General features: G+C 72.2%; 24 protein-coding genes and 1 rRNA gene. 12 read left to right on the forward strand and 13 right to left on the reverse strand.

Annotated elements, in window-relative coordinates:
• The 4 genes from E1200_RS15140 to E1200_RS15155 form a co-directional block, all read right to left on the reverse strand.
• On the reverse strand, positions 1–771 hold a 771-nt coding region (locus E1200_RS15140), incomplete at its 3' end, for an ABC transporter ATP-binding protein (RefSeq protein ID WP_131952607.1).
• Between the two features lie 22 nt (positions 772–793).
• Positions 794–1696, reverse strand: coding sequence for an ABC transporter permease (locus E1200_RS15145; RefSeq protein WP_243708577.1), 903 nt, complete (start codon positions 1694–1696; stop codon positions 794–796).
• The gene (locus tag E1200_RS15150) at positions 1693–2634 is read right to left on the reverse strand and encodes an ABC transporter permease (protein WP_131952608.1); all 942 of its coding nucleotides are present in this window, start codon (positions 2632–2634) and stop codon (positions 1693–1695) included. The genes E1200_RS15145 and E1200_RS15150 overlap by 4 nt, the downstream gene beginning before the upstream one ends.
• 6 nt (positions 2635–2640) lie before the next feature.
• Complete coding sequence (locus E1200_RS15155) at positions 2641–4260, reverse strand: ABC transporter substrate-binding protein (protein ID WP_131952609.1); 1620 nt, start codon at positions 4258–4260, stop codon at positions 2641–2643.
• Positions 4261–4474: 214 nt separating this feature from the next.
• Between E1200_RS15155 and E1200_RS15160 the strand changes: the two genes are divergently transcribed.
• The 5 genes from E1200_RS15160 (at position 4475) to E1200_RS15180 (ending at position 9489) form a co-directional block, all read left to right on the forward strand.
• Positions 4475–5785, forward strand: coding sequence for a M20/M25/M40 family metallo-hydrolase (locus E1200_RS15160; protein ID WP_131952610.1), 1311 nt, complete (start codon positions 4475–4477; stop codon positions 5783–5785).
• A gap of 344 nt (positions 5786–6129) precedes the next feature.
• Complete coding sequence (locus E1200_RS15165; RefSeq protein WP_131952611.1) at positions 6130–6753, forward strand: hypothetical protein; 624 nt, start codon at positions 6130–6132, stop codon at positions 6751–6753.
• A gap of 119 nt (positions 6754–6872) precedes the next feature.
• Positions 6873–7895, forward strand: coding sequence for an MBL fold metallo-hydrolase (locus E1200_RS15170; protein ID WP_243708578.1), 1023 nt, complete (start codon positions 6873–6875; stop codon positions 7893–7895).
• Between the two features lie 105 nt (positions 7896–8000).
• Positions 8001–8747, forward strand: coding sequence for a DUF899 domain-containing protein (locus E1200_RS15175; RefSeq protein WP_131952613.1), 747 nt, complete (start codon positions 8001–8003; stop codon positions 8745–8747).
• A gap of 103 nt (positions 8748–8850) precedes the next feature.
• On the forward strand, positions 8851–9489 hold the full coding sequence (locus E1200_RS15180) for a pyridoxamine 5'-phosphate oxidase family protein (RefSeq protein ID WP_131952614.1): 639 nt from the start codon (positions 8851–8853) through the stop codon (positions 9487–9489).
• Positions 9490–9607: 118 nt separating this feature from the next.
• Here the strand turns inward: E1200_RS15180 and E1200_RS15185 are convergent, their stop codons facing one another.
• Entirely contained in the window at positions 9608–9826 is a 219-nt protein-coding gene (locus E1200_RS15185; RefSeq protein WP_243708579.1) for a DUF5302 domain-containing protein, read from the reverse strand.
• A gap of 114 nt (positions 9827–9940) precedes the next feature.
• Here E1200_RS15185 and E1200_RS15190 point away from each other — a divergent pair, with 114 nt between their 5' ends.
• The gene (locus tag E1200_RS15190; RefSeq protein ID WP_131952615.1) at positions 9941–11350 is read left to right on the forward strand and encodes a cytochrome P450; all 1410 of its coding nucleotides are present in this window, start codon (positions 9941–9943) and stop codon (positions 11348–11350) included.
• Between the two features lie 15 nt (positions 11351–11365).
• On the opposite strand, the gene E1200_RS15195 is transcribed toward E1200_RS15190, so the two are convergent.
• Positions 11366–11725, reverse strand: coding sequence for a hypothetical protein (locus E1200_RS15195; RefSeq protein ID WP_131952616.1), 360 nt, complete (start codon positions 11723–11725; stop codon positions 11366–11368).
• 104 nt (positions 11726–11829) lie between these two features.
• Here E1200_RS15195 and E1200_RS15200 point away from each other — a divergent pair, with 104 nt between their 5' ends.
• A complete protein-coding gene (locus E1200_RS15200; RefSeq protein WP_131952617.1) occupies positions 11830–12237 on the forward strand; it encodes a DUF2795 domain-containing protein in 408 nt (135 codons plus the stop codon).
• A gap of 42 nt (positions 12238–12279) precedes the next feature.
• Here the strand turns inward: E1200_RS15200 and E1200_RS15205 are convergent, their stop codons facing one another.
• The 3 genes from E1200_RS15205 to E1200_RS15215 all read right to left on the reverse strand — a co-directional run bounded on the left by E1200_RS15205 (position 12280) and on the right by E1200_RS15215 (position 16513).
• Complete coding sequence (locus E1200_RS15205; protein ID WP_131952618.1) at positions 12280–13845, reverse strand: FAD-dependent monooxygenase; 1566 nt, start codon at positions 13843–13845, stop codon at positions 12280–12282.
• 131 nt (positions 13846–13976) lie between these two features.
• Entirely contained in the window at positions 13977–15578 is a 1602-nt protein-coding gene (locus tag E1200_RS15210) for an acyl--CoA ligase family protein (protein ID WP_131952619.1), read from the reverse strand.
• A 77-nt stretch (positions 15579–15655) separates the two neighbouring features.
• On the reverse strand, positions 15656–16513 hold the full coding sequence (locus E1200_RS15215; RefSeq protein WP_131952620.1) for a hypothetical protein: 858 nt from the start codon (positions 16511–16513) through the stop codon (positions 15656–15658).
• A 120-nt stretch (positions 16514–16633) separates the two neighbouring features.
• On the opposite strand from E1200_RS15215, the gene E1200_RS15220 reads away from it, so the two are divergent.
• Positions 16634–17167, forward strand: coding sequence for a hypothetical protein (locus E1200_RS15220; protein ID WP_131952621.1), 534 nt, complete (start codon positions 16634–16636; stop codon positions 17165–17167).
• Here E1200_RS15220 and murA read toward each other — a convergent pair.
• Together murA and E1200_RS15230 are read right to left on the reverse strand one after the other, a co-directional pair.
• Positions 17157–18467, reverse strand: a complete 1311-nt coding sequence (gene murA, locus E1200_RS15225) for a UDP-N-acetylglucosamine 1-carboxyvinyltransferase (protein ID WP_131952622.1) — start codon at positions 18465–18467, stop codon at positions 17157–17159. The two genes, E1200_RS15220 and murA, sit on opposite strands and share 11 nt — an antisense overlap.
• The gene (locus E1200_RS15230; RefSeq protein WP_131952623.1) at positions 18464–18751 is read right to left on the reverse strand and encodes a hypothetical protein; all 288 of its coding nucleotides are present in this window, start codon (positions 18749–18751) and stop codon (positions 18464–18466) included. Before E1200_RS15230 ends, murA begins: the two co-directional genes overlap by 4 nt.
• Positions 18752–18960: 209 nt before the next feature.
• Here E1200_RS15230 and E1200_RS15235 point away from each other — a divergent pair, with 209 nt between their 5' ends.
• Genes E1200_RS15235 through E1200_RS15245 form a run of 3 tightly spaced genes read left to right on the forward strand, consistent with a single transcriptional unit; the run spans position 18961 to position 20289 of the window.
• Positions 18961–19812 (forward strand): helix-turn-helix transcriptional regulator, encoded by an 852-nt coding sequence (locus E1200_RS15235; RefSeq protein WP_131952624.1) that lies wholly within the window; start codon positions 18961–18963, stop codon positions 19810–19812.
• Positions 19813–19834: 22 nt separating this feature from the next.
• Positions 19835–20047, forward strand: coding sequence for a DUF397 domain-containing protein (locus E1200_RS15240; protein WP_131952625.1), 213 nt, complete (start codon positions 19835–19837; stop codon positions 20045–20047).
• Positions 20048–20052: 5 nt separating this feature from the next.
• Entirely contained in the window at positions 20053–20289 is a 237-nt protein-coding gene (locus tag E1200_RS15245; protein WP_243708580.1) for a DUF397 domain-containing protein, read from the forward strand.
• Positions 20290–20359: 70 nt separating this feature from the next.
• Here the strand turns inward: E1200_RS15245 and E1200_RS15250 are convergent, their stop codons facing one another.
• Positions 20360–20806: a peptidoglycan-binding domain-containing protein gene (locus E1200_RS15250; RefSeq protein WP_131952627.1), complete on the reverse strand. Its 447-nt coding sequence runs from the start codon at positions 20804–20806 to the stop codon at positions 20360–20362.
• A gap of 712 nt (positions 20807–21518) precedes the next feature.
• Between E1200_RS15250 and E1200_RS15255 the strand changes: the two genes are divergently transcribed.
• Entirely contained in the window at positions 21519–22013 is a 495-nt protein-coding gene (locus tag E1200_RS15255) for a tetratricopeptide repeat protein (RefSeq protein ID WP_165950320.1), read from the forward strand.
• A 60-nt stretch (positions 22014–22073) separates the two neighbouring features.
• On the opposite strand, the gene rrf is transcribed toward E1200_RS15255, so the two are convergent.
• Positions 22074–22190: ribosomal RNA gene (rrf, locus tag E1200_RS15260) — 5S ribosomal RNA — on the reverse strand.
• Between the last annotated feature and the right edge of the window lie 2 nt (positions 22191–22192).

Genomic DNA, 22192 nt, shown 5'->3' on the forward strand with positions numbered 1-22192 from the left:
GTACAGGTCCCGGGCGGGGGCCTGCTCGGCGACCGACCCGGCGTACATGACGACGATCCTGTCGGCGACGCCGGCGACGACGCCGAGGTCGTGGGTGATCAGCACCATGCCCATGCCCAGTTCCTTCTGGAGCCCGGCGAGCAGGCGCATGAGCTGCGCCTGGACGGTCACGTCGAGGGCGGTGGTCGGCTCGTCGGCGATCAGGACGTCCGGCTCCAGCGCGAGCGCCATCGCGATCATGGCGCGCTGCCGCATGCCGCCGGAGAACCGGTGCGGGTGGTCGCCGAACCGCCGCGCCGCCGACGGGATCCGCACCCGCTCCATCAGCTCGACCGCCCGGTCCCGGGCCTCGCGGCGGCCGAGCCCGCGGTGCACCCGGTACATCTCGCGGATCTGGTCGCCGACGGTGAACACCGGGTTCAGCGCGGTCAGCGCGTCCTGGAAGATCATGGAGATGCGCTCGCCGCGGTACTCGCGGCGGCGCCGCTCGGGCATGCCGAGCAGTTCCTCGCCGCGCAGCCGCACCGAGCCGCGCTCGATCCGGGCGGGCGGGGCGTCGAGGATGCCCATGACGGCCTGCGCGGCGACGCTCTTGCCCGACCCCGACTCGCCGAGGATCGCGACCGTCTCGCCCTCGGCGAGCGTGTAGGAGAGCCCGTTCACGGCGTGCACGTCGCGGCCCCGCACCCGGAAGCGGACGTGCAGGTCGTCCACGGCCAGCAGCGGCTCCGCCGGCCGCGGCGCCGGGACCGTGTCATGTTCTCCGGTCATCGTCGTGTTCTCCGGTCATCGCTCACCGCAGCTTCGGGTCGAGGGCGTCGCGGACGGCGTCGCCGAGCAGCAGGAAGCTCAGCACCGTCGCCGACAGGAACGCCGCGGGGAAGATCAGCAGATGCGGGTGGACCATGAAGGCGTCCTTGGCCTGGCCGAGCTGCAGGCCCCAGGAGACCTGCGGGTACTGCAGGCCGACGCCGAGGAAGTCCAGCGTCGCCTCGCCCACGATCACGTTGCCGACGTTGAGGGTGGCGACCACGATCACCGGGGCGATCGCGTTCGGCAGGACGTGCCGGGCCATGACCCGGCGGTCGGACGCGCCGAGCAGCCGCGCGGCCTGCACGTAGTCGGCGTCGCGGACGGCGATGACCTGCGCCCGCATGATGCGGATCATCGTCGTCCAGCCGAGCAGCACCAGCACCAGCGTCATCGCGCCGACGCCGTGCCCGGGGAACGCGACGAGGATCACGGTGCCGCCCAGCACGAACGGCAGCCCGAAGAACACGTCGGTCAGCCGCGAGACCACCGTGTCGAGGACGCCGCCGTAGTAGCCCGACAGGGTCCCGAACAGCACCGCGATCGCCAGCGCGGACAGCGTCACCGCGACGCCGATGAGCAGCGTGGGCCGGGCGCCGTGCACGACGTGCGCGTAGTAGTCGCAGCCGGCGAGGTCGGTGCCGAACCAGTGCTCGCGGGACGGGCCGAGCTTGGCCGAGTTCGGGTCGCAGCCCTCGTTGGCCGCGGTGCCGGTGAACAGGCCCGGGAAGGCCGCCATCGCCGTGACCGCGGCGAGGGTCGCCGCCGATCCCCAGAAGGTCCGGCGGCGCCGCAGGTCGTGCCACGCGTCGGCCCGCAGCGACGCCCGGCCGGCCTCGCCGGCCGCCTCCGCGGCGGTCTCGGCCCGCGCCTCCCCGACCGTCAACTCCGGGCCCCCCGCTCGTACCCGATCCGCGGGTCCAGGACCCCGTACAGCAGGTCCACGGCCAGGTTGACCAGGAGGAAGACCAGCACCAGCACGGTGACCGCGCCGACCACGACCGGGCCCTCCTTGAGCTGGATCGACTGGAACACCTGCTGCCCGACACCCGGCAGGTTGAAGATCCCCTCGGTCACGATCGCGCCGCCCATCAGGTTCCCGAAGTCGACGCCGAGGTAGGTCACGACCGGGATCAGCGAGTTGCGCAGCGTGTGCCGCCCGATGACCCGCGCCTTCGGCAGGCCCTTCGCCCGCGCGGTCCGGACGTAGTCGGCGCGAAGGTTCTCCGCCAGGCTCGTGCGGGTGAGCCGCGCCACGTACGACAGGCCGAGCGAGCCGAGCACGATGCCGGGCAGCAGGTAGCTCACCGGCCACCCGTCCTCTGTCCCGGCGGTGGGGAAGACCTGCCAGTGCAGGCCGAACGCGATCTGCGCGATGTAGCCGAGGACGAACACCGGCACCGCGATCACCAGCGTCGTCCCGCCGAGGACGAGGGTGTCGGCGAGCCTGCCGCGCCGCAGGCCCGCCCACACGCCGAGCGCGATCCCGACGGCGAGCTCGAAGATCCAGGCGGTGAGCGCGAGCCGCGCGGTCACCGCCCAGCGCCCGCCGAGCATGTCCGACACGCTCTGGCCGGTGTAGTTCTCGCCCAGGTCGCCCTGGGCGAGGCCCCACATGTACTTCGCGTACTGCACCAGCAGCGGGTCGTTCAGGTTATAGCGGTCGCGGAGCGTCCGCAGGACGTTGTCCGGGACCGGCTTGTCCCCGGCGAGCGCCTGGATCGGGTCGCCGGGCAGCGCGAACACCATCGCGTAGATGAGCAGCGTGGTGCCGAAGAAGACCGGGACCGCCTGGAGGAGCCGACGGACGGCGTAGCGCCACATCGGGGCCTACTTCACCGTCACTTCGTGGGCGAGCAGACCCGTCGCGAACGGCGTGACGGTGACGTCGCCGACGTTCTCGGAGTGCCCGGCCTGCCGCGCCCACGTCCACAGCGGGATCATCGGCATCTCGCGGATGGCGATGTCCTCCGCCCGGTTGTAGAGCTCGATGGCCTTCTGCTCGTCGCCCGTCCGGTTCGCCTCGGCGATGAGGGCGTCGAACTCCTCGTTCTCCCAGCCCATCCGGTTGTCGCCCGAGCCCCACATGTTCTCCAGGTAGTTCTGCGGGCTCGGGTAGTCGGCCTCCCAGTTCTGGCGGAACGGGCCCTTCTCCTCCCGGGCGCGCAGCATGGCGAAGTAGTCGGACGCGGGGACCTGCCGGAACTCGATGTCCTGGATGCCGAGGTTGTCGCGCAGGGAGTTCGCGACGATCCGCATCCACTGGGCGTAGGTCGGCTGCGCGTTGGAGAAGTACAGCTCCAGCGTCCCCTCGAAGCCGCCGGCCTTGTCGAACAGCGCCTTGGCCTTCACCGGGTCGTAGGTGCACGGCTCGCCGCAGGCGCCGTCGCGGTGGCCGGGGATGATGGACGGGAGCAGCGAGTCGGCCGGGGTGTAGTCGCCGTTGTAGACGGCCTTGTTGACGCCCTCCCGGTCGATGACCATCGAGATGGCCTTGCGCAGGTCCGGATCGGCGAAGCGCTCGTCGAACAGCGGGAAGCCGAGGTAGTCGATCGTGCCCGCCTCGCCGGTGATGAAGCGGTCGCCGAGCACCTTCCTCGCCTCGGGGACCTTGCCGGACGGGATGGTCTGGAGCACGTCGAGGGCGCCCGCCCGCAGGTCGGTGTAGGCGGTGTCGGCGCTGGAGTAGCTCTTCCAGGTCACGCCCTTGTTCCTGGGCTTGCGCGGCCCGGTGTAGCCGGGGAAGGCGACGAGCCTGATCTGCTTGTTGCGCTCCCACTCCCCGCCCATCATGTACGGGCCGTTGCCGATGGGGCGCTCGTCGAACGCCTTCGGGTCCTTGAGCCCGGCCTTGGGCATCGGCGCGTAGGCCGGGTAGGTGAGCAGCAGCGGGAACTGGCTGAACGGGTCGTTGAGCGTCACCTCAAGGGTGTGCTGGTCGACGACGTCGACCCCGGACAGCGTGCCGGCCTCCGGCTCGGCGCCCGCGTCCTCGGGGTTCATCGCCGCGTACCCCTCGATGTGGGAGAAGTAGTCGTTGGCGGCCATGCCGTTCGGCCCGTAGGCGGCGTGATTCCACGCGTCGGCGAAGCTCTGCGCGGTCACCGGCTCGTCGTTGTGGAACCGCTGTCCCGGCCTCACCTTGATCGTCCAGGTCCGCTGGTCGTCCGAGGTGACCGACTCGGCGGCCAGCGGGACGGCCCTGCCGCCGCGGTCCAGCGTCATCAGGTTGTCGAACAGCTCGCTGATCACGTCGAAGGAGTAGCTGCTGGTCGTGTCGGCGGGCATCAGGTGGTCGGGTTCGGAGTGGCCCGCGATGAACGTGCCGTCGCTCGCCCCGGCGTCGCCGCCGCCGCAGGCCGCGAGCCCGAGCGAGGCCGCCAGCACCACCGCGGCGAGTCCCGCCGTCCCCCCGCGCGCACTCCTTCCGGCACCCCTCTGGCTTCGCATCGTCCTCCCGCCCGTCGCCGCCTCGCGCCGCGGGTGCCCGGCCACCCGCCGCCGCACCTAGATTGCCCGGAGGGTCGTACTCTCGGTGACGCTTTGGATACGGAACTCACGGAGTCGAGACCGGATCGAGACGTCTTGATCAGCATCGCCGGGGCGGGGGTGGCAGAAGAATGAAGCCGCGGTTCAGGAGCGGTGCCCGGGGGTGCGGCAAGCGATGAGGACGGACGACGGCCGGGCCGCGGCCGAGGCGGCGGCGATCTGCGCCGACCTCATCCGGTTCGACACCGTCAACCGGGGCGAGGGCGCGGCCCGCCCGGAACGGCCGGCCGCCGAGCACGTCGCCGCGCTGCTGGCCGAGGCGGGCGCCGAGCCGCGGATCGTGGAGTCCGCGCCCGGCCGCGCGAGCGTGCTGGCCCGGCTGCCCGGCACCGATCCGGGCCATCCGGCGTTCCTCGTCCACGGCCACCTGGACGTGGTGCCCGCCGACCCGGCCGAGTGGACCGTTCCCCCCTTCTCCGGCGAGGTCCGCGACGGGTGCGTGTGGGGGCGCGGCGCCATCGACATGAAGGGCAGCCTCGCGATGACCCTCGCCGTCGTCCGGCGGCGGCTGCGCGAGGGGCGCCGGACGCGCGGCGACCTCGTCCTGGCGTTCCTGGCCGACGAGGAGTGCACCGGCGAGTACGGCTCCCGGTACGTCGCGCGCGAGCACCGCGAGTTCTTCACCGGGTGCACCGAGGCGATCAGCGAGTCCGGCGGGTTCAGCGTGGACGCGGGCGAGGTGCGCGTCTACCCCGTCGCGACCGGCGAGCGCGGCACGGCGTGGATGCGGCTCACGGCGCGCGGCACCGCCGGGCACGGCTCCAAGCCCGCGCCCGACAACGCCGTCGCCGAACTCGCGCACGCTGTGTCCCGGCTGGCCGCCCACCCGTGGCCCGTCCGGCTGACGCCCGGTGTCCGCGCGCTGCTGGACGGCCTCGCGGACGCGCTCGGCACCACCATCGACCACGGCCGCCTGGACGAGGAGGCGGTGCGCCTCGGCGGCGCCGGCCGCCTGTTCGCCGGGACGATCCGCAACACCGCCAACCCGACCCGCCTCGACGCCGGATACAAGGTCAACGTCGTGCCGGGCACGGCGACCGCGCAAGTCGACGGGCGCTACCTGCCCGGGACGGGCGAGGAGTTCCTCGCCACCGTCGACCGGCTGCTCGGCCCGAAGGTCGCCCGGGAGTTCATCAACCACGAGGAGGCGCCGGCCGCCGACCCGGCCGGGCCGACGTTCGCGGCGCTCGCGGACGCGCTCCGCGCCGAGGATCCGGCGGCCCGCCCCGTCCCGTACGTGATGGCGGGCGGCACCGACGCCAAGGCGTTCCACCGGATCGGCATCACCAGTTACGGCTTCGCTCCGCTGCGCCTCGGGCCGGGCCTGGACTACCTCGGGATGTTCCACGGCGTGGACGAGCGCGTCCCGCTGGACGGGCTCGCCTTCGGCACCCGCGTCCTGGACCGGTTCCTCGACACCCGCTGAACCCGGCCGGGGCCGGGCGTGGTGCGGTCAGGTGGGTAGAGATCAGGCGTGGACTTCTCCAGCGCGGCCGGCGAGCTGTACGGCGTCGCGCCGTCCGAGTTCGTGGCGGTCAGGAAGCGGCTGGCCCAGGACGCGAAGGACGCGGGCGACCGGGACCTCGCCAAGCGGATCGGGGCGCTGCGCCGGCCGACGCTGTCGGCGTGGGCGGTGAACCTCCTCGCCCGCTCGGCGGCGGACGACCTGGAACGGCTGCTGGACGTCGGCGCCGAGATCCGCGCGGCCTGGGGCTCGGGCGGCGGGCTCGGGGACCTGGAGCAGCGGCGCGCCCGGCTGGCGGCTCGCTGGTGCGGGCGGCGGGTGAACTCGCGGCCGAGGCGGGCAACCCGCTGCGCGAGCAGGCCCTGCGCGAGGTGGAGGACACGCTCCAGGCCGCCACCGTGGACGCGGACATCGCCGGCGAGGTGCGCGAGGGGCGCCTCTCCCAGCCGCGCAGCCACACGGGCTTCGTCCCCGCCGGTTTCCCCATGGCGCCCGGGGACGGAAAGGAGGGCGCCGAGCCGAAGGCCGGCGTGCCGAAGGCCAAGAAGAAGCCGCCCGCCGGAAAGCCCGCCGAGGAGGAGAAGCCCGTCCGGGCGAAGGGCCGGGGCCGGTCGAACGTCACCCGGACGACCGGGGCGCGGGCGCGGCGGGCGGAGACGCTGCGCAAGCGCGCCGAGGCCGCCGAGCGCAGGCTCACGGAACGGCGGGAGCGGGCCGCGGAGGCGGACCGGGCGGCCGAGGAGGCGTCCGCCGAGGTCGGGCGGCTGCGCCACGAGCTGGAGCGGGCGGTCGCCGACCGGGACGCGGCGCTGCGCCGGGCCGAGCGCGCCGCGCAGCACCGCGCCCGTGCCGAGGAGGAGGCGCGGGACGCCCGGGAGGCCGCGCGGGAGGCCCGCCGGGCCGCCGACCAGGACGCGCGGCACGGCTGACCACCCCCGGCGGCGGAAGGGACGGACGACATCGAGTACTTTAAATTGGAACGAGATTCGAAAACCGCCGGTACGGCGGCCGAGCGGACAACGGGGGGCGCGCGGTGACGGCACCGGCCGTGCAACAGCAGACCGACTGGACCGAACCGGGCGCGCACCTCGTGGCGCCGGGGGTGCACCGCATCCCGCTGCCGCTGCCGATCCCGTCGCTGCACGCGGTCAACGTGTACGTCATCGAGGACTCCGCCGGGCTCGTCGTCGTGGACTCCGGCTGGGCGATGGACGACACGCGGGCGACCCTGGAGCGCGGCCTCCGCACACTCGGCCACGGGCTCGACGACGTCGCTCAGTTCCTCGTCACGCACGCGCACTGGGACCACTACTCGCAGGCCCTCGCGCTGCGCGAGTCGTTCGGTACGCGGGTGCGGATCGGGCGCGGCGAGCGGCACTCGATCGAGGCGTTCGACGTCGCCCAGGGCCTGCACCCTCGGCAGGTGGAGATGCTGCGCCGCTGCGGCGCGCCCGGCCTCGCCGACGAGATCGCGAACCTGCCCATCGACCGCTCCGAGCGGGACATCCCGCACACCCTGCCCGACGCGTGGCTGGACGACGGGGAGCGCATCGGCCTCACCGCCCGCGGGCTGGACGTCCTCGCCACGCCGGGCCACACGCGCGGCCACGTCGTGCTGCGGGACGCCGCCGCGGGGCTGCTGTTCGCCGGCGACCACGTCCTGCCGCACATCACCCCGTCGATCGGGCTGGAGACCGAGCCCGAGCGCAAGCCGCTGCGCAGCTACCTGGAGTCGCTGCGGCTCGTCCGGGACATGCCCGACACGCTGCTGCTGCCCGCGCACGGCCCGGTGACGCCGAGCGTGCACACCCGGGTCGACGAGCTGCTGGAGCACCACGCCGAGCGGCTCGACGCCGCCGCCGCGGAGGTCCGGGCGGGGCACACGACGGCCTTCGAGGTCGCCGCCGCGCTGCCGTGGACGCGCAGGAAGCGCACCCTGGACGACCTGGACACCTTCAGCCGCATGCTGGCCGTCCTGGAGATCGAGGCCCACCTGGACGTCCTGGCCGACAGGGGCGTCCTGGACGCCCACGACGAGGCGGGAGTCCGCCGCTACGCCGTGCGGCGCTGACCGCCCCGTCCGGAACGGAAGCGGCGGGAGCGATGAGTTTCCGCGGCCCCGCAGGTCCGCATCGGATGAACCACCGATGGACCGTTTCGGACGGAGGACATACCGATGGCGCTCCCCGACGTCGTCTCTCGCGAAGAGTGGACGGCCGCACGCAAGAGGCTGCTCGACAAGGAGAAGGAGCTCACCCGCGCACGCGACGCGCTGAACACGGAGCGGCGCCGCCTGCCGATGGTGCGGGTCGATGAGGACTACGTCTTCGAGGGACCGGACGGCAAGGCGAGCCTGCTCGACCTGTTCCACGGCCGCCGCCAGCTCATCCTCGGGCACGTGATGTGGGACCCCGAGTGGGACCGGGCCTGCCGGAGCTGCTCGTCGGGCCTCGCCGAGATCTCGATCGGCCATCTGCGGCACCTGAACGAGCGCGACACCACCTACGCGGCGGTCTCCCGGGCCCCGCTGTCGAAGATCGCGCCGTTCAAGGCGGAGATGGGCTGGGTGTTCCCCTGGTACTCCTCGTACGGCAGCGACTTCAACTACGACTACCACGTCACGCTCGACGGGTCCGTGGCGCCGGAGGAGTACAACTACCGGCCCCTGCCGCCGGAGGGCGAGCGCCCGATGGAGCTGCCCGGCACGAGCTGCTTCCTGCGGGACGGCGACACCGTCTACCACACCTACTCGATGTTCGCCCGGGGCGCGGAGCAGGTCGGCGGCGCCTACTACTTCCTGGACCTGACGGCCCTCGGCCGGCAGGAGGAGTGGGAGGAGCCGAAGGGCCGCGGCTCGGGCGGCATGCCCGCGGGCAGCAAGCTGCCCTACCCCGACGAGTACGACGACGAGTACTCCTCCTGAGAAACGCCGCCTTTCACCCGACGGGCGCGCCCCGGGGCGCGGCCGTCGGGTGGAATGCCGCCGGTTAGGCTGATCTTCCGGTTCCCTCCCGGAAGGAGCGGCGATGACGCTCGTCCCCGAGTCCACGACGATCACCTCCCCCGAGGAGCTGCGCGAGATCCTCGGCGCGCCGATGCCGCGGGCGGTCGCCAAGGAGCGGGTGAGGCTGCACGCCCGGGACCGCGACTGGCTCGCCCGCTCGCCGTTCTGCCTGATCGCCACCAGCGACGCGGACGGCAACTGCGACGTCTCCCCCAAGGGCGACCCGCCCGGGTTCGCGCACGTCATCGACGACACGACGATCGCCGTGCCGGAGCGGCCCGGCAACCGGCGCGCCGACGGCTACCTGAACGTCCTGAGCAACCCGCACGCCGGGCTGATCTTCCTCGTGCCCGGCCGCGGCGAGACGCTGCGCATCAACGGCCGGGCCCGGCTCGTCCGCGACGCGCCGTTCTTCGACGAGATGGTCGTCAACGGGCACCGCCCCGCGCTCGCGCTGATCGTGGAGATCGAGCAGATCTTCTTCCACTGCGCGAAGGCGCTCATGCGCTCGAAGCTGTGGAAGCCCGAGAGCTGGGAACCGGACGCCCTGCCCTCGCACGCCCAGATCGTCGCCGACCTCCGGTACGCGAAGGAGAGCGTGGAGGAGCTGGAGCGGTACTACGCCCCGGACAACTACGCGAAGCAGCTGTACAAGGGCTGACACGGGCGCCCGCGGCGGGCGGACCCCGGCGGAGGGCGCGTGGAACGGGCGCATGGAGCGGGTCGCACGGAACGACCCCCGCGCGGAGGCGCGGGGGTCACGGGACGGGGCGGCCTCGTCAGCCGCTCTTGCGGCGGAACTGCCGCTGGTGGTCGGCACGGTCGTGGGTGCCGCGCACCTTGGGACCGTTCCTGCCCGCCGAGCCGGCGTTCTTGCCCGCCCCTCCGCGCTTGCGCTCCAGGGCCTCCCGGAACCTGCGCTTCACGTCGTCCTCGCCGTCCTCCGGCGCTCCTGACGAGTCGGCCATGCGGACCTCCAGCTCTTGTAGGGACGCCACCAGCCTCACACAAGCGGCCGGGACCGGCCATGCCGCCCCGCCGGAAGATCGACCGGCCGGATATTTCACCATCACCCGGTCATCGCGAAAGGATCTCTCCTAAGGTGTGTCGGCGTGGAGCCCCAGACGCCGCACGCAGAGACCGCGCCCGCACACCCGCCGCTGGAGTCGCTCGCCGTCCAGCCGTTGGTCAACCGCGACTACGAGTCCCGTCCCACCCTCTTCTACGAGCGCCTCCGCGCCGAGTACGGGCCGGTCGCGCCGGTCGACGTCCTCGGCGTGCCGGCGTGGCTCGTGATCGGCTACCCGCAGACCCTCGACATCCTGCGCGACACGCGCGGCATCTGGAGCAAGCGGCTCGACTCCTGGCGGGCGCGGCGGGAGGGGCGCGTCCCGGCCGACTGGCCGCTGCTGCCGGCCTTCGAGATCGACAACTCGGTGTTCCGCGACGGTCCCGACCTCACCCGGCTCCGCGGCGCCTGGAGCGAGGGCCTGCGCCCCTTCCAGGACCGCACGCGGCCCCAGGCCAAGGAGCTGGAGCGGGCCATCCGGCGGTACGCCGACGAGCTGATCACCGTGCTGTCGGAGAGCGGCGGCCGCACCGGGTGGACCGACCTGTCGGCCCAGTACGCCCGGCCGCTGCCGCTGATGATCGTGGGCCGGCTGCTCGGCGCCGAGCCCGGCCGCGGCGACGACATCATCATGGACATGTGGCGGATGCTGGACGCCGGGCCGGACGCCGCCGAGGCGTCCGCGCGGCTGACCGCCGAGGTCGCCGCGATCTGCCAGGCCAAGCTGACCACCCCCGGCGAGGACCTGCCGTCCTACATGATCGCCGCGGTGCCGGACCTGACCGTCGACGAGCTCACCCGCGAGATGACCATGCTGATCGGGCTGGTCGGCGACTACACCGGGACGCTGGTCTGCAACACGATCGCCGAGGTGATCGCCGGGGACACCGGGGTGCGCGACAGCATCTCCGCCGGGATGCTCCCGGAGGCGGTCAACCGCGCCGCGATCACCAGCCCGCCCATGGCGAACCTGACGTTCCGGTGGCCGAAGACGGACGTGCGCGTCGGCCGGTTCCTGATCGCCGCCGGCGACCCGGTGATGCTGTCGCCCGCCGCCGCCCACCTGGACCCCGCCTTCACCGGCACGATGACGCCCGACTCCATCTACAGCTCCCGCGCGCACCTGGCGTGGGGGGCCGGGCCGCACGCGTGCCTCGGCCGCGACCTCGCCACCACCATCACCACGATCGCGGTGGAGCGGCTGTTCGAGCGGTTCGCCGGGGTGCGGCTCGCCCTGCCCGCAGACCAGCTGCCGTGGCGGTCGTCACCCATGATGCGCGGCCTGCGGTCGCTGCCGGTCAACTACGAGCTGGCCGACGACCCGCCGACGCGGCCCGCCGGCCCGGCGGGCGGTCCCGCCGACGGGGACGCCGCGCCGGAGGCCGACACCCCGGCCGCGGCCGAGCAGAAGTCGCTGGTCCGGCGCGTGCTGCGGATGATGCGGCTGTCGTAGTCCCGAGGGCGGGTGTCAGGGGGCGCCGATCCGGTCCAGCTCCACCGTCCACACGCCGTCCATGACCTCGGACAGCGTGAGGTACAGGTTCAGGGCGGAGCGGCCCTCCTGCGCCGTCCACAGCGGGAACGTCACGCGGAACCCGCGCCGCCCGCCGGAGGACGCCCCGGCGCCGGTCACGCCGACGGCGTCGAGCGTGCCGAACGCGTCTTCCGGCGGGCTGATCAGGTCGAGCCCGCGTCCCCCGATCGCCTCGGACATGCCGGACGCGCTGAGCCGGCGCCCCTCGGTCAGCGTCTCCAGCTCGGCGTACTCCCCGGCGACCAGCAGGGAGACCACGACCCTGACGGCGTTCACGCCCTCCCGCGGCAGCATGCGCCACACCGTACCCCCCCCCCGCCGCGGGGCCGGCCGCATGTTTGGGCATGGCCGCCCGGGAACGATCCGTCCGGTAGCCGCGCAGGGAGGAGTGACGCACGATGCCGGACAAGAGCGACAAGTACGGTGCGAAGCTGGACGAGCAGATCGAGCGGGAGACGCAGGGCATGGTCAGCGGCGGTCATCCCACCCACGCACAGGAGTTCAAGGAGACCGAGCCGTTCTCGGCCGACGACCCCGACGACCCGACCACGGCGTCGGCCGACGCCCGGGAAGGCTCCCCGCCCGGGATGTCCGCGCAGGACGTGGAGGGGCGCAGCGCCCTCGCCCGGATGCTGACGGGCGTGCGGTACCCGGCGCGGCCGAACGAGCTGGTCCGGCACGCCGCGGAGGGCGGGGCCCCCGACGGCGCCGTCGAGGAGCTGCGGACGCTGCCCAAGCGCGAGTACGAGAACGTCGCCGACGTGGCCGAGGAACTCGGCTACGGCCGCGAGGAGCGCCGCTACTGAGCGGCCCCGGCGAGGATCGCCGCCCTTCACGGCCGCCCCGGGTCAGGACTTCCGGTCCTCCCTGGGGCGGCCGTCGCCGGTGACGCCGGTTCCCGCGCGCGGTTCGTTGAGGTGCCTGTCCACGGGCTGCCCGCACCACTGGTTCAGCGCGTCGCGGATCGCCGCGGCCCGCCGGTCCGGCGCCGTCTCGTCGGTCGCCCACGCGATGTACCCGTCCGGCCGCACCAGCACGGTCGTGCGGGTCACGCCGCCGGCCGGGACGCAGTGCACGCGGCCCGCCCACCGCTTGGCGGCCAGGTAGCTCACCGCCGGGTCGTTCACCGCGACGACCAGCACGAAGAGGCCGTCGCCGAGCAGCCGGTACAGCCGCCCCGCGCTCCCCGCCAGCGGCACGTCCGGCGCGCGCCGCCCGGTCAGCCGGTGGGCGCCGCGCGGCGCGGGGTAGGAGATGTCGATGCCGGAGACGGCGCCCGCCAGCCGCCGCGCCACCGGCCGGGTGTGCGTCGCCGCCCACGCGGCGCCGACGCGGAGCCGGCGCGCCCAGCGCGGCTCGGCGAGGACGAACCGCAGCGCGGCGCCGCTGCCGCGCACGACGAGCCGCCCGACCGGGTGCCGCTCCTCGTGGTAGCTGTCCAGCAGCCACGACGGCGCCCAGCCCCGCAGCTGCGCCGCCAGCTTCCAGCCGAGATTCGCGGCGTCCTGGACGCCGGTGTTCATGCCCTGCCCGCCGACCGGCGAGTGGACGTGCGCGGCGTCGCCCGCGAGGAACACCCGGCCCACCCGGTACCTCGGGACCTGCCGCTCGTCGCTGTGGAACCGGGACGTCCAGCGCGGGTCGTGCATGCCGTGGTCGGTGCCGAGGGCGCGGCGCGTCACGTCCCGCAGCTCGGCCAGGTCGACGGGCTCGGAGTCGGGCGGCTGGTGGCGCCGGTTCCAGGCGATCGCCCGGTACCAGCCGTCCCCGAACGGCGCCAGGAACGCGAACGCGTCCCCCACCGCGTTGACGGTCAGGACGTCGGGCGGCGGGTCGGCCAGCCGGACGTCGGCGAGCATGACCGACCGGACGGCGGCCTGGCCGGGGAACGGAAGGCCCAGCAGGCGCCGGACGGTGCTGCGGACGCCGTCGGCCCCGACGACGTAGGACGCGCGGCGGGTCAGCGTGTCGCCGCCCCGCGTCCGCACCTCGACGTCGACGCCCGCCGCGTCCTGCCGCAGCCCCACGACCTCGGCACCGTGCACGATCTCCGCGCCCTCGGCCACCGCCCGTTCCCGCAGCACGCGCTCGGTCTCGTACTGCGGCGTGACCAGCACGTAGGGGAACCGGCCCGGCAGCCGCGACAGGTCGAGGCTCGTGGTCCGCAGTACCTGCACCGCGTCCACCCGCCGGCCCGTCGCGACGAGGTCGTCGGCGACGCCCCGCGCGTCGAGCAGCTCCAGTGTGCGGGCGTGCACGGCGAACGCCCGCGTGAGGTTGCTCGTCTCCTCGTCGCGGCGTTCCAGCACCGTGCAGCCGATCCCGGCCGCGGCCAGGTCGCCCGCGAGCAGGAGACCCGTCGGGCCCGCCCCCACGATCAGCACGTTTCCCGTCGGCTTCCCGGTGGGCGCCATCCCGTTCCCTTCTCACGCGTCGGCGGCCGGACCCCGGCCTCCGCCCAGGGAACACTTCCCCCGAACGGCCGGTCCTCACCTGCGGAGCCCTTGTGCGGCGGGCGTTTCCGCGTCGCCGGCACCCGGGGCCGTCAGCCCTGGACGCGCCGCCCCAGGCCGGCCCACTCCTGCTCGCGGAGCTGGAACTTCTGGATCTTCCCGGTGGACGTCTTCGGCAGCTCGGCCACGAACTCCACCGCGTCGGGCGCCTTGAACCGGGCGAGGCCCTCCCGGACGTGCCCGATCAGCTCGGCCGCCGTGGCGGCGTGCCCGTCGCGGAGCACCACGAACGCCTTGGGCCGCTCACCCCACTTCTCGTCCGGCACCGCGACGACGGCGACCTCCAGTACCGCCGGGTGCGAGTCGATCGCACGCTCCACCTCCACCGTGGAGATGTTCTCGCCGCCGGAGATGATGATGTCCTTGGACCGGTCGCGCAGCTCGACGTAGCCGTCCGGGTGCCGGACGCCGAGGTCGCCGGAGTGGAACCACCCGCCCCGGAACGCCTTCGCGGTGGCCTCCTCGTCCCGGTGGTACCCCTTCATGACGTTGTTGCCCCGCATGACGATCTCGCCGAGCGTCTCGCCGTCGGCCGGGACGTCGTTCATCTCCTCGTCGACGACGCGCAGCCCGTCCGTCTGGATCATCCCGACGCCCTGCCGCGCGAGCAGCCGGGCCCGTTCCGGCGCGGGCAGCGCGGGCCATCCGGGCTGCGCCTCGCACACCGAGTACGGCCCGTAGGTCTCGGTGAGCCCGTACACATGGACGATGCCGGCCCCGAGCTCCTCCATCTGCCCGATGATCGTGGGGCTCGGCGGCGCGCCCGCGGTCGTGACGGTCAGCGGCCGCTCCAGCGGATGCGCCTCGGCCGCGTTCGCGATCGCCACCAGCACGGTCGGCGCGGCGTTGAGGTGCGTGACGCCCTCGGTGTCGATGAGCCGCCACACCTCCCCCGCAGCGACGGCGCGCAGGCACACCTGCGTCCCGCCGATCGCGGCGAGCGCCCACGGCGTGCACCACCCGTTGCAGTGGAACATCGGCAGCGTCCACAGGTAGACGCTGTCCGGGGTGTGGCGCGAGTGGATCACCTCGCCGAGCGCGTTCAGGTACGCCCCGCGGTGCGTGTAGACGACGCCCTTCGGACGTCCCGTGGTGCCGGACGTGTAGTTGATCGAGATGGCGGCGTTCTCGTCGGCCACCTCCCAGGCGAGCGGGTCGTCCGAACCGCGCGCCAGCAGGTCGGCGTAGGAGATGCCGCCGACCGCCGGGTCGGGCCCGGCACCGGCGGCCGGGACCGTGACGACCCGCGGCAGCGCGCCCGCGAGCGGCGCCACCGACGGATGCAGGCCGGCGTCCACGACCAGCGCCTTCGCCCCCGAATGGTCGAGGATGTAGCGGATCTCCTCCGCCGCCAGCCGCGTGTTGATCGCGACGAGCACCGCCCCGGCGAGCGGCACCGCGAAGTGCGCCACCAGCAGCTCCGGGACGTTCGGCGCCAGGTAGGCGACCCGGTCTCCCGGCCCGATCCCCGACGCCCGCAGCGCGTTGGCGAGCCTGGTCGTCTCGGCGGCGAACTCCCGGTACGCGACGCGGCGGTCGCCGTAGGCGTAGGCGGTCTTCCCGGGGAAGACCTCCGCCGACCGCTTGAGGAACGCGAGCGGGCTCAGTGCCGTGTGACCAGGGCCGTTGTCCATCGGGAGCCTCCGTCGGATCGGATGTGACCTGCATCTCACAGCATGTCACGGCGTCCCCGGCCCGCCGCGTTCCGGCGTCAGATGCCGGCGGTCAGGACGGAGACCGCCTTGACGGTCGCGTACCCGCGCCATTCGAGCTCCGCGGCGGGCGAGTAACTGGCGAAGTCGACGGACCACCCGCCGTCGTCCAACTGCTGCTCGTCGAGTCGCCGGAGCTCCTCCGCCACGACCTCCGGGGCGAACAGCGCCCGAGCGGGACGGCCGGCACGCGGCGCGAAGTCCAGGGGCCGCATCATCTCGTCGTCCAGCCCGCCCTCGACGTGGACGAAACCGCTCTCCGGGATCTGCGCGCCGAGCAGCGCCAAGGTCCCGCCGTCTTCGACGGCATCCGCCAGCCACACCGCGAACGCCAGCTCCAGGACGTGCAGGCCCTTCCTCTTCCGGACCTCATCGAGGCAGAAGCGGGTCGCGCGGCCGAGCCAGGGATGCGCGGCGACCGCCTTGTCGTGGACGGCGACCCGGTGCGCCATCGCCGCCACCACCGCGGTGATCTGCAGCGAGGACGCCGCCGGATCGGCGCCCGTCCAGAACGGCGCGCAGCCCGCCGGGTCGGAGATCGGCAGCGCGAACGGCAGGCCGCCGTCCGGCAGCGTCACCGACTCCAGCCAGTCGCACAGCGCGGCGGCCTCGGGCGCGGTGACGGGCGCGAGCTCCTCGAAGACCTCGAAGGCGTGCAGCGCGGGGCCGGGCTGGCTCGTTCTGGACCGCAGGTCGGGTTCGAGGCCGTGGCCGTAGCCGCCGTCGGGGTTGCGGTAGCCGTTCAGCGCGGCGAGCAGCGCGTCCCGATCGCCCTGGCCCGTCAGCACCTCGAACCGGCGCCGGTCGAGCGTGCGCGCGTGGGTGGCCATGAAGTCGGATGCCCTCTTCAAATCCATGCCTCAAGCGTGCCCGCCACTCCGGCGTCCCGTCTTGTACCTTCCGGCCATCACCTCCGTCCTCCGGCACCGGCCGAAATTGGAATGCGCGCCGCCGGACGCCCGCTCTAGCCTGGCGGCATGAAGGTCAGCTTCGAGCGCACGGGCGAGCGCCGGTACGCGACCGTCGTCACGCTCCCGGGCCGGGAGCCCCGCCGGATGGATCCCGCGCCCGGCTACGACGACGACATCCCGCACGACCTCGTCCATTACCTGGTCGAGGCGGATCTCGGGCTGTCGTCCGGCGTCTACGGGCGGGCCGCGGCGGGCGGCGGCGAGTTCAGGGCGGTCGCCGAAACGCCCGGCGACCCGCGCAGCCGGGCCCGCGAGCAGCGCAGGCTGAAGAAGCGCGAGGCGTCCCTCCGCCGGACCGACCGGGGCGACATGGCCAGGTCGGAGCACCTCGCGGGCCTCTGCGACCTCGCCTGGCGCCGCCGCGCCGGAGCGCAGGCCCCCGAATGGTCCGGACCCCGGCGGATCCCCGCCGAGGACGCGCCCGTCATCGACCGCGTCCTGCAGCGCCTGGACGAGACGGCGCCGCTCTGGCGCGAACTCCCGGTCGGCGGCGCGCTCACGTTCACCTGGCCGGGCACCACCGCGACGGTCAGCTGCTAGCACCCGCCCGCAGGGCCAGGCCCAGCGCGCGGAACTGCTCCACCGGCCGGTGGTAGCCGCGCTCGATGTGGTGGACGCCCCGCAGCGTCGACGGCCCTTCCGCCACCGCCGCCGCGAGCACCGCCGAGAACCCGGCCCGGATGTCGGGCATGGTCACGTCGCCGCCGCGGAGCTTGCTCACGCCCCGCACCACGGCCGAATGCAGCGCCGCCGTGTCGTGGTACCGGCACGCGGGCCCGCCCAGGCACGTGTCGTAGACCTCGATCTCGGCGCCCATGCTCTGCAGCGCCGGCACGTACGCGAGCCTGTTCTCGTACACGGTCTCGTGCAGCACCGACATGCCCTCCGCCTGGGTGAACAGCACCATCAGCGGGGTCTGCCAGTCGGTCGCGAACCCGGGGTGCGTGTCGGTCTGCACGGCCGAGGGCCGCAGCCCGTTCGGCGCCGACGCCATGATCCAGTCGTCGGTGATCTGGAACTCGGCGCCCATCCTGGCCAGCGTCGTGATCGCGGTGACCAGCCGGTCCTGCGGGCACCCGTGCACCCGCACCTCCCCCCTGGTGACCAGGCCCGCCACCAGGTAGGAGAACGCCTCGATCCGGTCGCCCTCCAGCCGCGTCAGCGCACCGTTGAGGCGCTCGACGCCCTCCACCACGATCCGCCGGTCCGGCGCGAACGAGATCCGCGCCCCCATCCGCTGCAGGAACAGCGCCAGCTCGATGATCTCCGGCTCGGTCGCCGCGTTCCGGATGACGGTCTTGCCCTGCGCCCGGACGGCCGCCAGCAGCACCGTCTCGGTCGCGCCGACGCTCGGATACGGAAGCTCGATCCGCGCGCCCACGAGCCGCGACGCCCGCGCGTGGATCCCGTCGGCCTCGTGCGTCACCTCGGCCCCGAAGGACCGGAGCGCGTCCACGTGGAAGTCGACGGGGCGCCTGCCGATCGGGTCGCCGCCGACCATCGGCACGAACGCCTCGCCCGCCAGATGCAGCAGCGGCCCGAGCATCAGGATCGGGATGCGGTTCAGCCCGGTGAACGCCTTGCCGACGCTCGGGTCCGTCACCGGCCCCGGCACCACCGTCACGTCGCCGTTGGCGCGCTCCACCGTCATGCCGACGTGCTCCAGCATGCCCGCCGTGATGCCGACCTCGCCGACGTCCGGGGCGTTGCCGATGGTGCTCGGCCCGTCCCCCAGCATCGCCGCGACCATGTGCTTGCTGACCGCGTTCTTCGCCCCCCGCACGGTGACGTCACCGCGCAGCGGCCCCGACGGTTCGATCTGCCACAGCTTCTCACTCACCCGAGCAGCCTACGGCGTCCGCTGAAGCCATCAGGCGGAATCAGCCCGAACATGCGGGAACCATCCGTCACCGGCAACTGCTGCGAACGACCTCGGCCCAGACGCGTGTCTCCGCCTCCCCCATACGCGACGGCGTTCGTCGCCAGCTCGCTGACGATGAGCTGCACATCCCCGGCATCGACCCCTTCGAGCTCCAGCGCGCCGCCCACGTACCGCCGCAGCAACGCCACCGACGACGCGTCCCGGTCCACCGTCAGCGCCCCGAGAACCACCATGGCCGCCATTCGCCCTCCCATGTCCGACACGTTGCGAAACGCCGCTTCACTTTCGGTAACGCGGCACGCGCCAGCATGGACAGGCGGCCACTCCCGCCACCGCCCGATCACCCGACACCGGGAATTCCCAGCCCGGGAATTCTTTGATCTTGGCGTTCCCGCCCGTCGACCGGACGAAGAACACACAATGGAATCGGACGGTCACGGAGGGAGTGCCAATGCCGGAGGAGGCAGTCCCGGACGTACGCACCGTGCGCCTCGGACTCGAACTGCGACACATCCGCCTCGAACAGAACCTCACCCTGCAGAAGGCCCACGAACTCCTGAACCGGTCGGTCTCCTCGATCAGCCGCATCGAAAAGGGCCAGGCCAGACTGCCCGAACGCGACCTGCCACCCATCCTCGACGCCTACGGCATCACCGACCCCGCCCGCCGCGAAGCCCTCCTCGCCCTAACTCGCACCCCCCGCGAATCCTGGTGGCAGAGCTACCGCGACGTCCTCACCGCGTACCCCAACTTCATCAGCCTGGAGAACGAGGCGGACCGAATCCGAGCCTTCGAGAGCACGTTCCTCCCGGGGCTGCTCCAAGTTCCCGACTACGCACGAGAGATCTTCGCCGAAGGACGACCGGAACGCACCGCGCTAGAAGTGAAGCGCCTCACCGACGTACGGATCAGACGACAGCGGATCCTCGATCGGCGACCTCCCCCCGACGTGCACGCCATCGTCGCCGAGGGCGCCCTCCGTCAGGCTGTGGGCGGCTCCGCGGTGATGCGGCGGCAATTGCGCCATCTCATCGATGAGGTCAACCTCAACCGGATACAGCTCCAAATACTGCCTCATGCGGTCGGCGCACATCCGGCGCTGAGCAGCTTCAACATCCTCACTGTTCCGTCCCTCGGCGGCGACATAGTTCATATCGACGACACGATCGAGTCCCGTTTCGTGGACGACACGGCAGCTGTGGGGGGATATATCCTCGTCTATGACAGGCTGCGCGCTGCCGCACTCACCGAGACGGCCTCCCGGGTGCGCATCGAGCAGTTGGCCTGCGAGCTGGACCCCTGACGAAGGGAAGATCGAGGCGCGCATGACCGGACACGATTCTTCTCACCTCAACTGGCGCAAGAGCAGCCGAAGTGGCGGAGTGGACGACAACAGCTCGTGCATCGAAGTGGCCTCCCTGGACGGCCACGGCGTCGGGGCCCGCGACTCCAAGGACCCCGACGGCCCCGTCCTCCACTTCACCACCACCGAATGGGCCGCCTTCACCCACCACATCAAGCACGCCACCGTCCCCTGACCAGCATGCACGTCGGGAGCAAGGACATCATGGCAGGACGTCACCGTACGAGACTGGAGTGGCGCAAGAGCAGCCGAAGTTCCGGCGAAGACGACAACAGCTCGTGCATCGAAGTGGCCTCCCTGGACGGCCACGGCGTCGGGGCCCGCGACTCCAAGGACCCCGACGGCCCCGTCCTCCACTTCACCACCACCGAATGGGCCGCCTTCACCCACCACATCAAGCACGCCACCGTCCCCTGACCAGCATGCACGTCGGCCCGAACAGGCCGGCCGGGCAGTCAAGCCTGACCGGCCTGCTTCCCTCGAAGGCTCAGACGCAGCCCACGACCTTGTTGTCGACGAACACAGTCTTCTCCAGCGCGTGGCTCGTCTCCGGACCGTAGATGCCGTCGACGGTCAGCCCCTTGACCGCCTGAATCCACGTGATGACGTCCCGAGTGACCGGGCCGTAGATTCCGTCGACTTCGACTTGCTTGGCGCCGTTGCAGTACAGCAGCCATTGCTGCAACGCCACCACGCCCCAGTTGTGGTCGCCCTGCTGAAGCTTGCAGTTCCTTTGCAGGGTGTTCGCCCCGACGGACGGGAAGCGAACGGCGCCGTTCTGGACCTTGCGTGCGGAGAAGTGAGTGCAGCTCGGCAGGGCCGCAAGACGTGCCTGGGCCCCCTCATCCGCTGAGGCCGGCACCGACAGCACTCCTGCCGCCAGTGTGAGCGTCGATGACAGCACGACAATTGTGCGAATGGCGGGTTTGAACATGCGGGGGGCACACCCTCTCTTTTCGCGGAACGGCAGGAATGCAAGTCACGCTCCGCCGCGAGACCACCTTTTAGGCAGACTCCCGAGCGGACCGAGCTCGACCCCTTCCGTTTTCCTCTCGCATGAATACAAACACCTGATCCTGATCACGAAAAGACCTTTGGCGCGATCCGGCCAGTATTCACTGGCAAGGTTGCAGGGCTACGCCGCAACGGTCTTCAGACTCAGCCGGCGGCGCGGGCACACCACCAGCCGTGATGTCGGTGCCACGGGCCCCGCGTCGACAGCTCGCGGTAGATGCATCAGCTCAGCGAACATTTGGCGATGGGAGGCATCCGACTGGCTGGCTGGTCACGGGGTTCCCGGCGAGGTGGTCGAGCAGCGCCCCAACGTCCGAGGGAAGCCCAAGACCGACACCGCGTCTGCATCCTGCTGATCGCCGCGGCCTTGCCTTCTTCGGTTGCTGAACGCATCGCGCCGAGGACGAGCACGGCCGGAGAATTGTGCATAAAGCGATGTGCGTGCGAGCGGCGGCTGAAGATGGGTGGCCGCGCCGGTGCAGATGTGTGGGTTGGCCCCGGCGCGACCAAGGCCCGACCATCGCCGGGCTATTGAATTCTCACCTATCGCACGTTGCACAACCGTTGCGTCTCTCGGTTCACCAGTCTCACCCCGGTCTCCGAGGCAGCGACCTGCCTTGGAGACTTGGTCGATGATCAATCCGGAGCCGGACTGGGAACGGCGGATCGCCGAACTCTGGGCCACCTTTGGTGACCACGAGCCCGAGGACTTCCTCACCAAGGTCAAGGAGCTCACCGCCGAGCTTCCTACCGAGGATGCCGTCGCCGACTACGAACTGGCGTCCGCCCATGACGCGATCGGTAACGAGGCGGAGGCCGCCACGCACTACCGCAGGGCCCTCACAGCCGGCCTCGATGAGAAGCGTAGGCGTCCAGCGACGATTCAATACGCCAGCACGCTCCGCAACCTGGGCCAGGCCGAAGAAGGCGTCGCTCTGCTGACCGCGGAACGCGATGCGGTGTCCGACGAGCTCGACGACGCCGTTACGGCATTCCTGGCACTCGCGCTCACCGATCTCGGCCGCGACCGGGAGGCCGCGTCACTCGCACTGGGCGCACTCGCCCGGCATCTACCGACCTACAACCGTTCACTTGCCGACTACGCGAAAGCGATGCTGGACGACTGAGAAGTCTACGAAAATGAGAAAGGGCCCCGCCACAACGGCGAGGCCCTTCCTGCAATATGAGTCCGGCGGCGTCCTACTCTCCCACACAGTCTCCCATGCAGTACCATCGGCGCTGAAGAGCTTAACTTCCGGGTTCGGAATGGAACCGGGTGTTTCCCCTTCGCCAAAACCACCGAACG

It is taken from the genome of Actinomadura sp. GC306, assembly GCF_004348665.1.
Classification (GTDB): domain Bacteria; phylum Actinomycetota; class Actinomycetes; order Streptosporangiales; family Streptosporangiaceae; genus Spirillospora.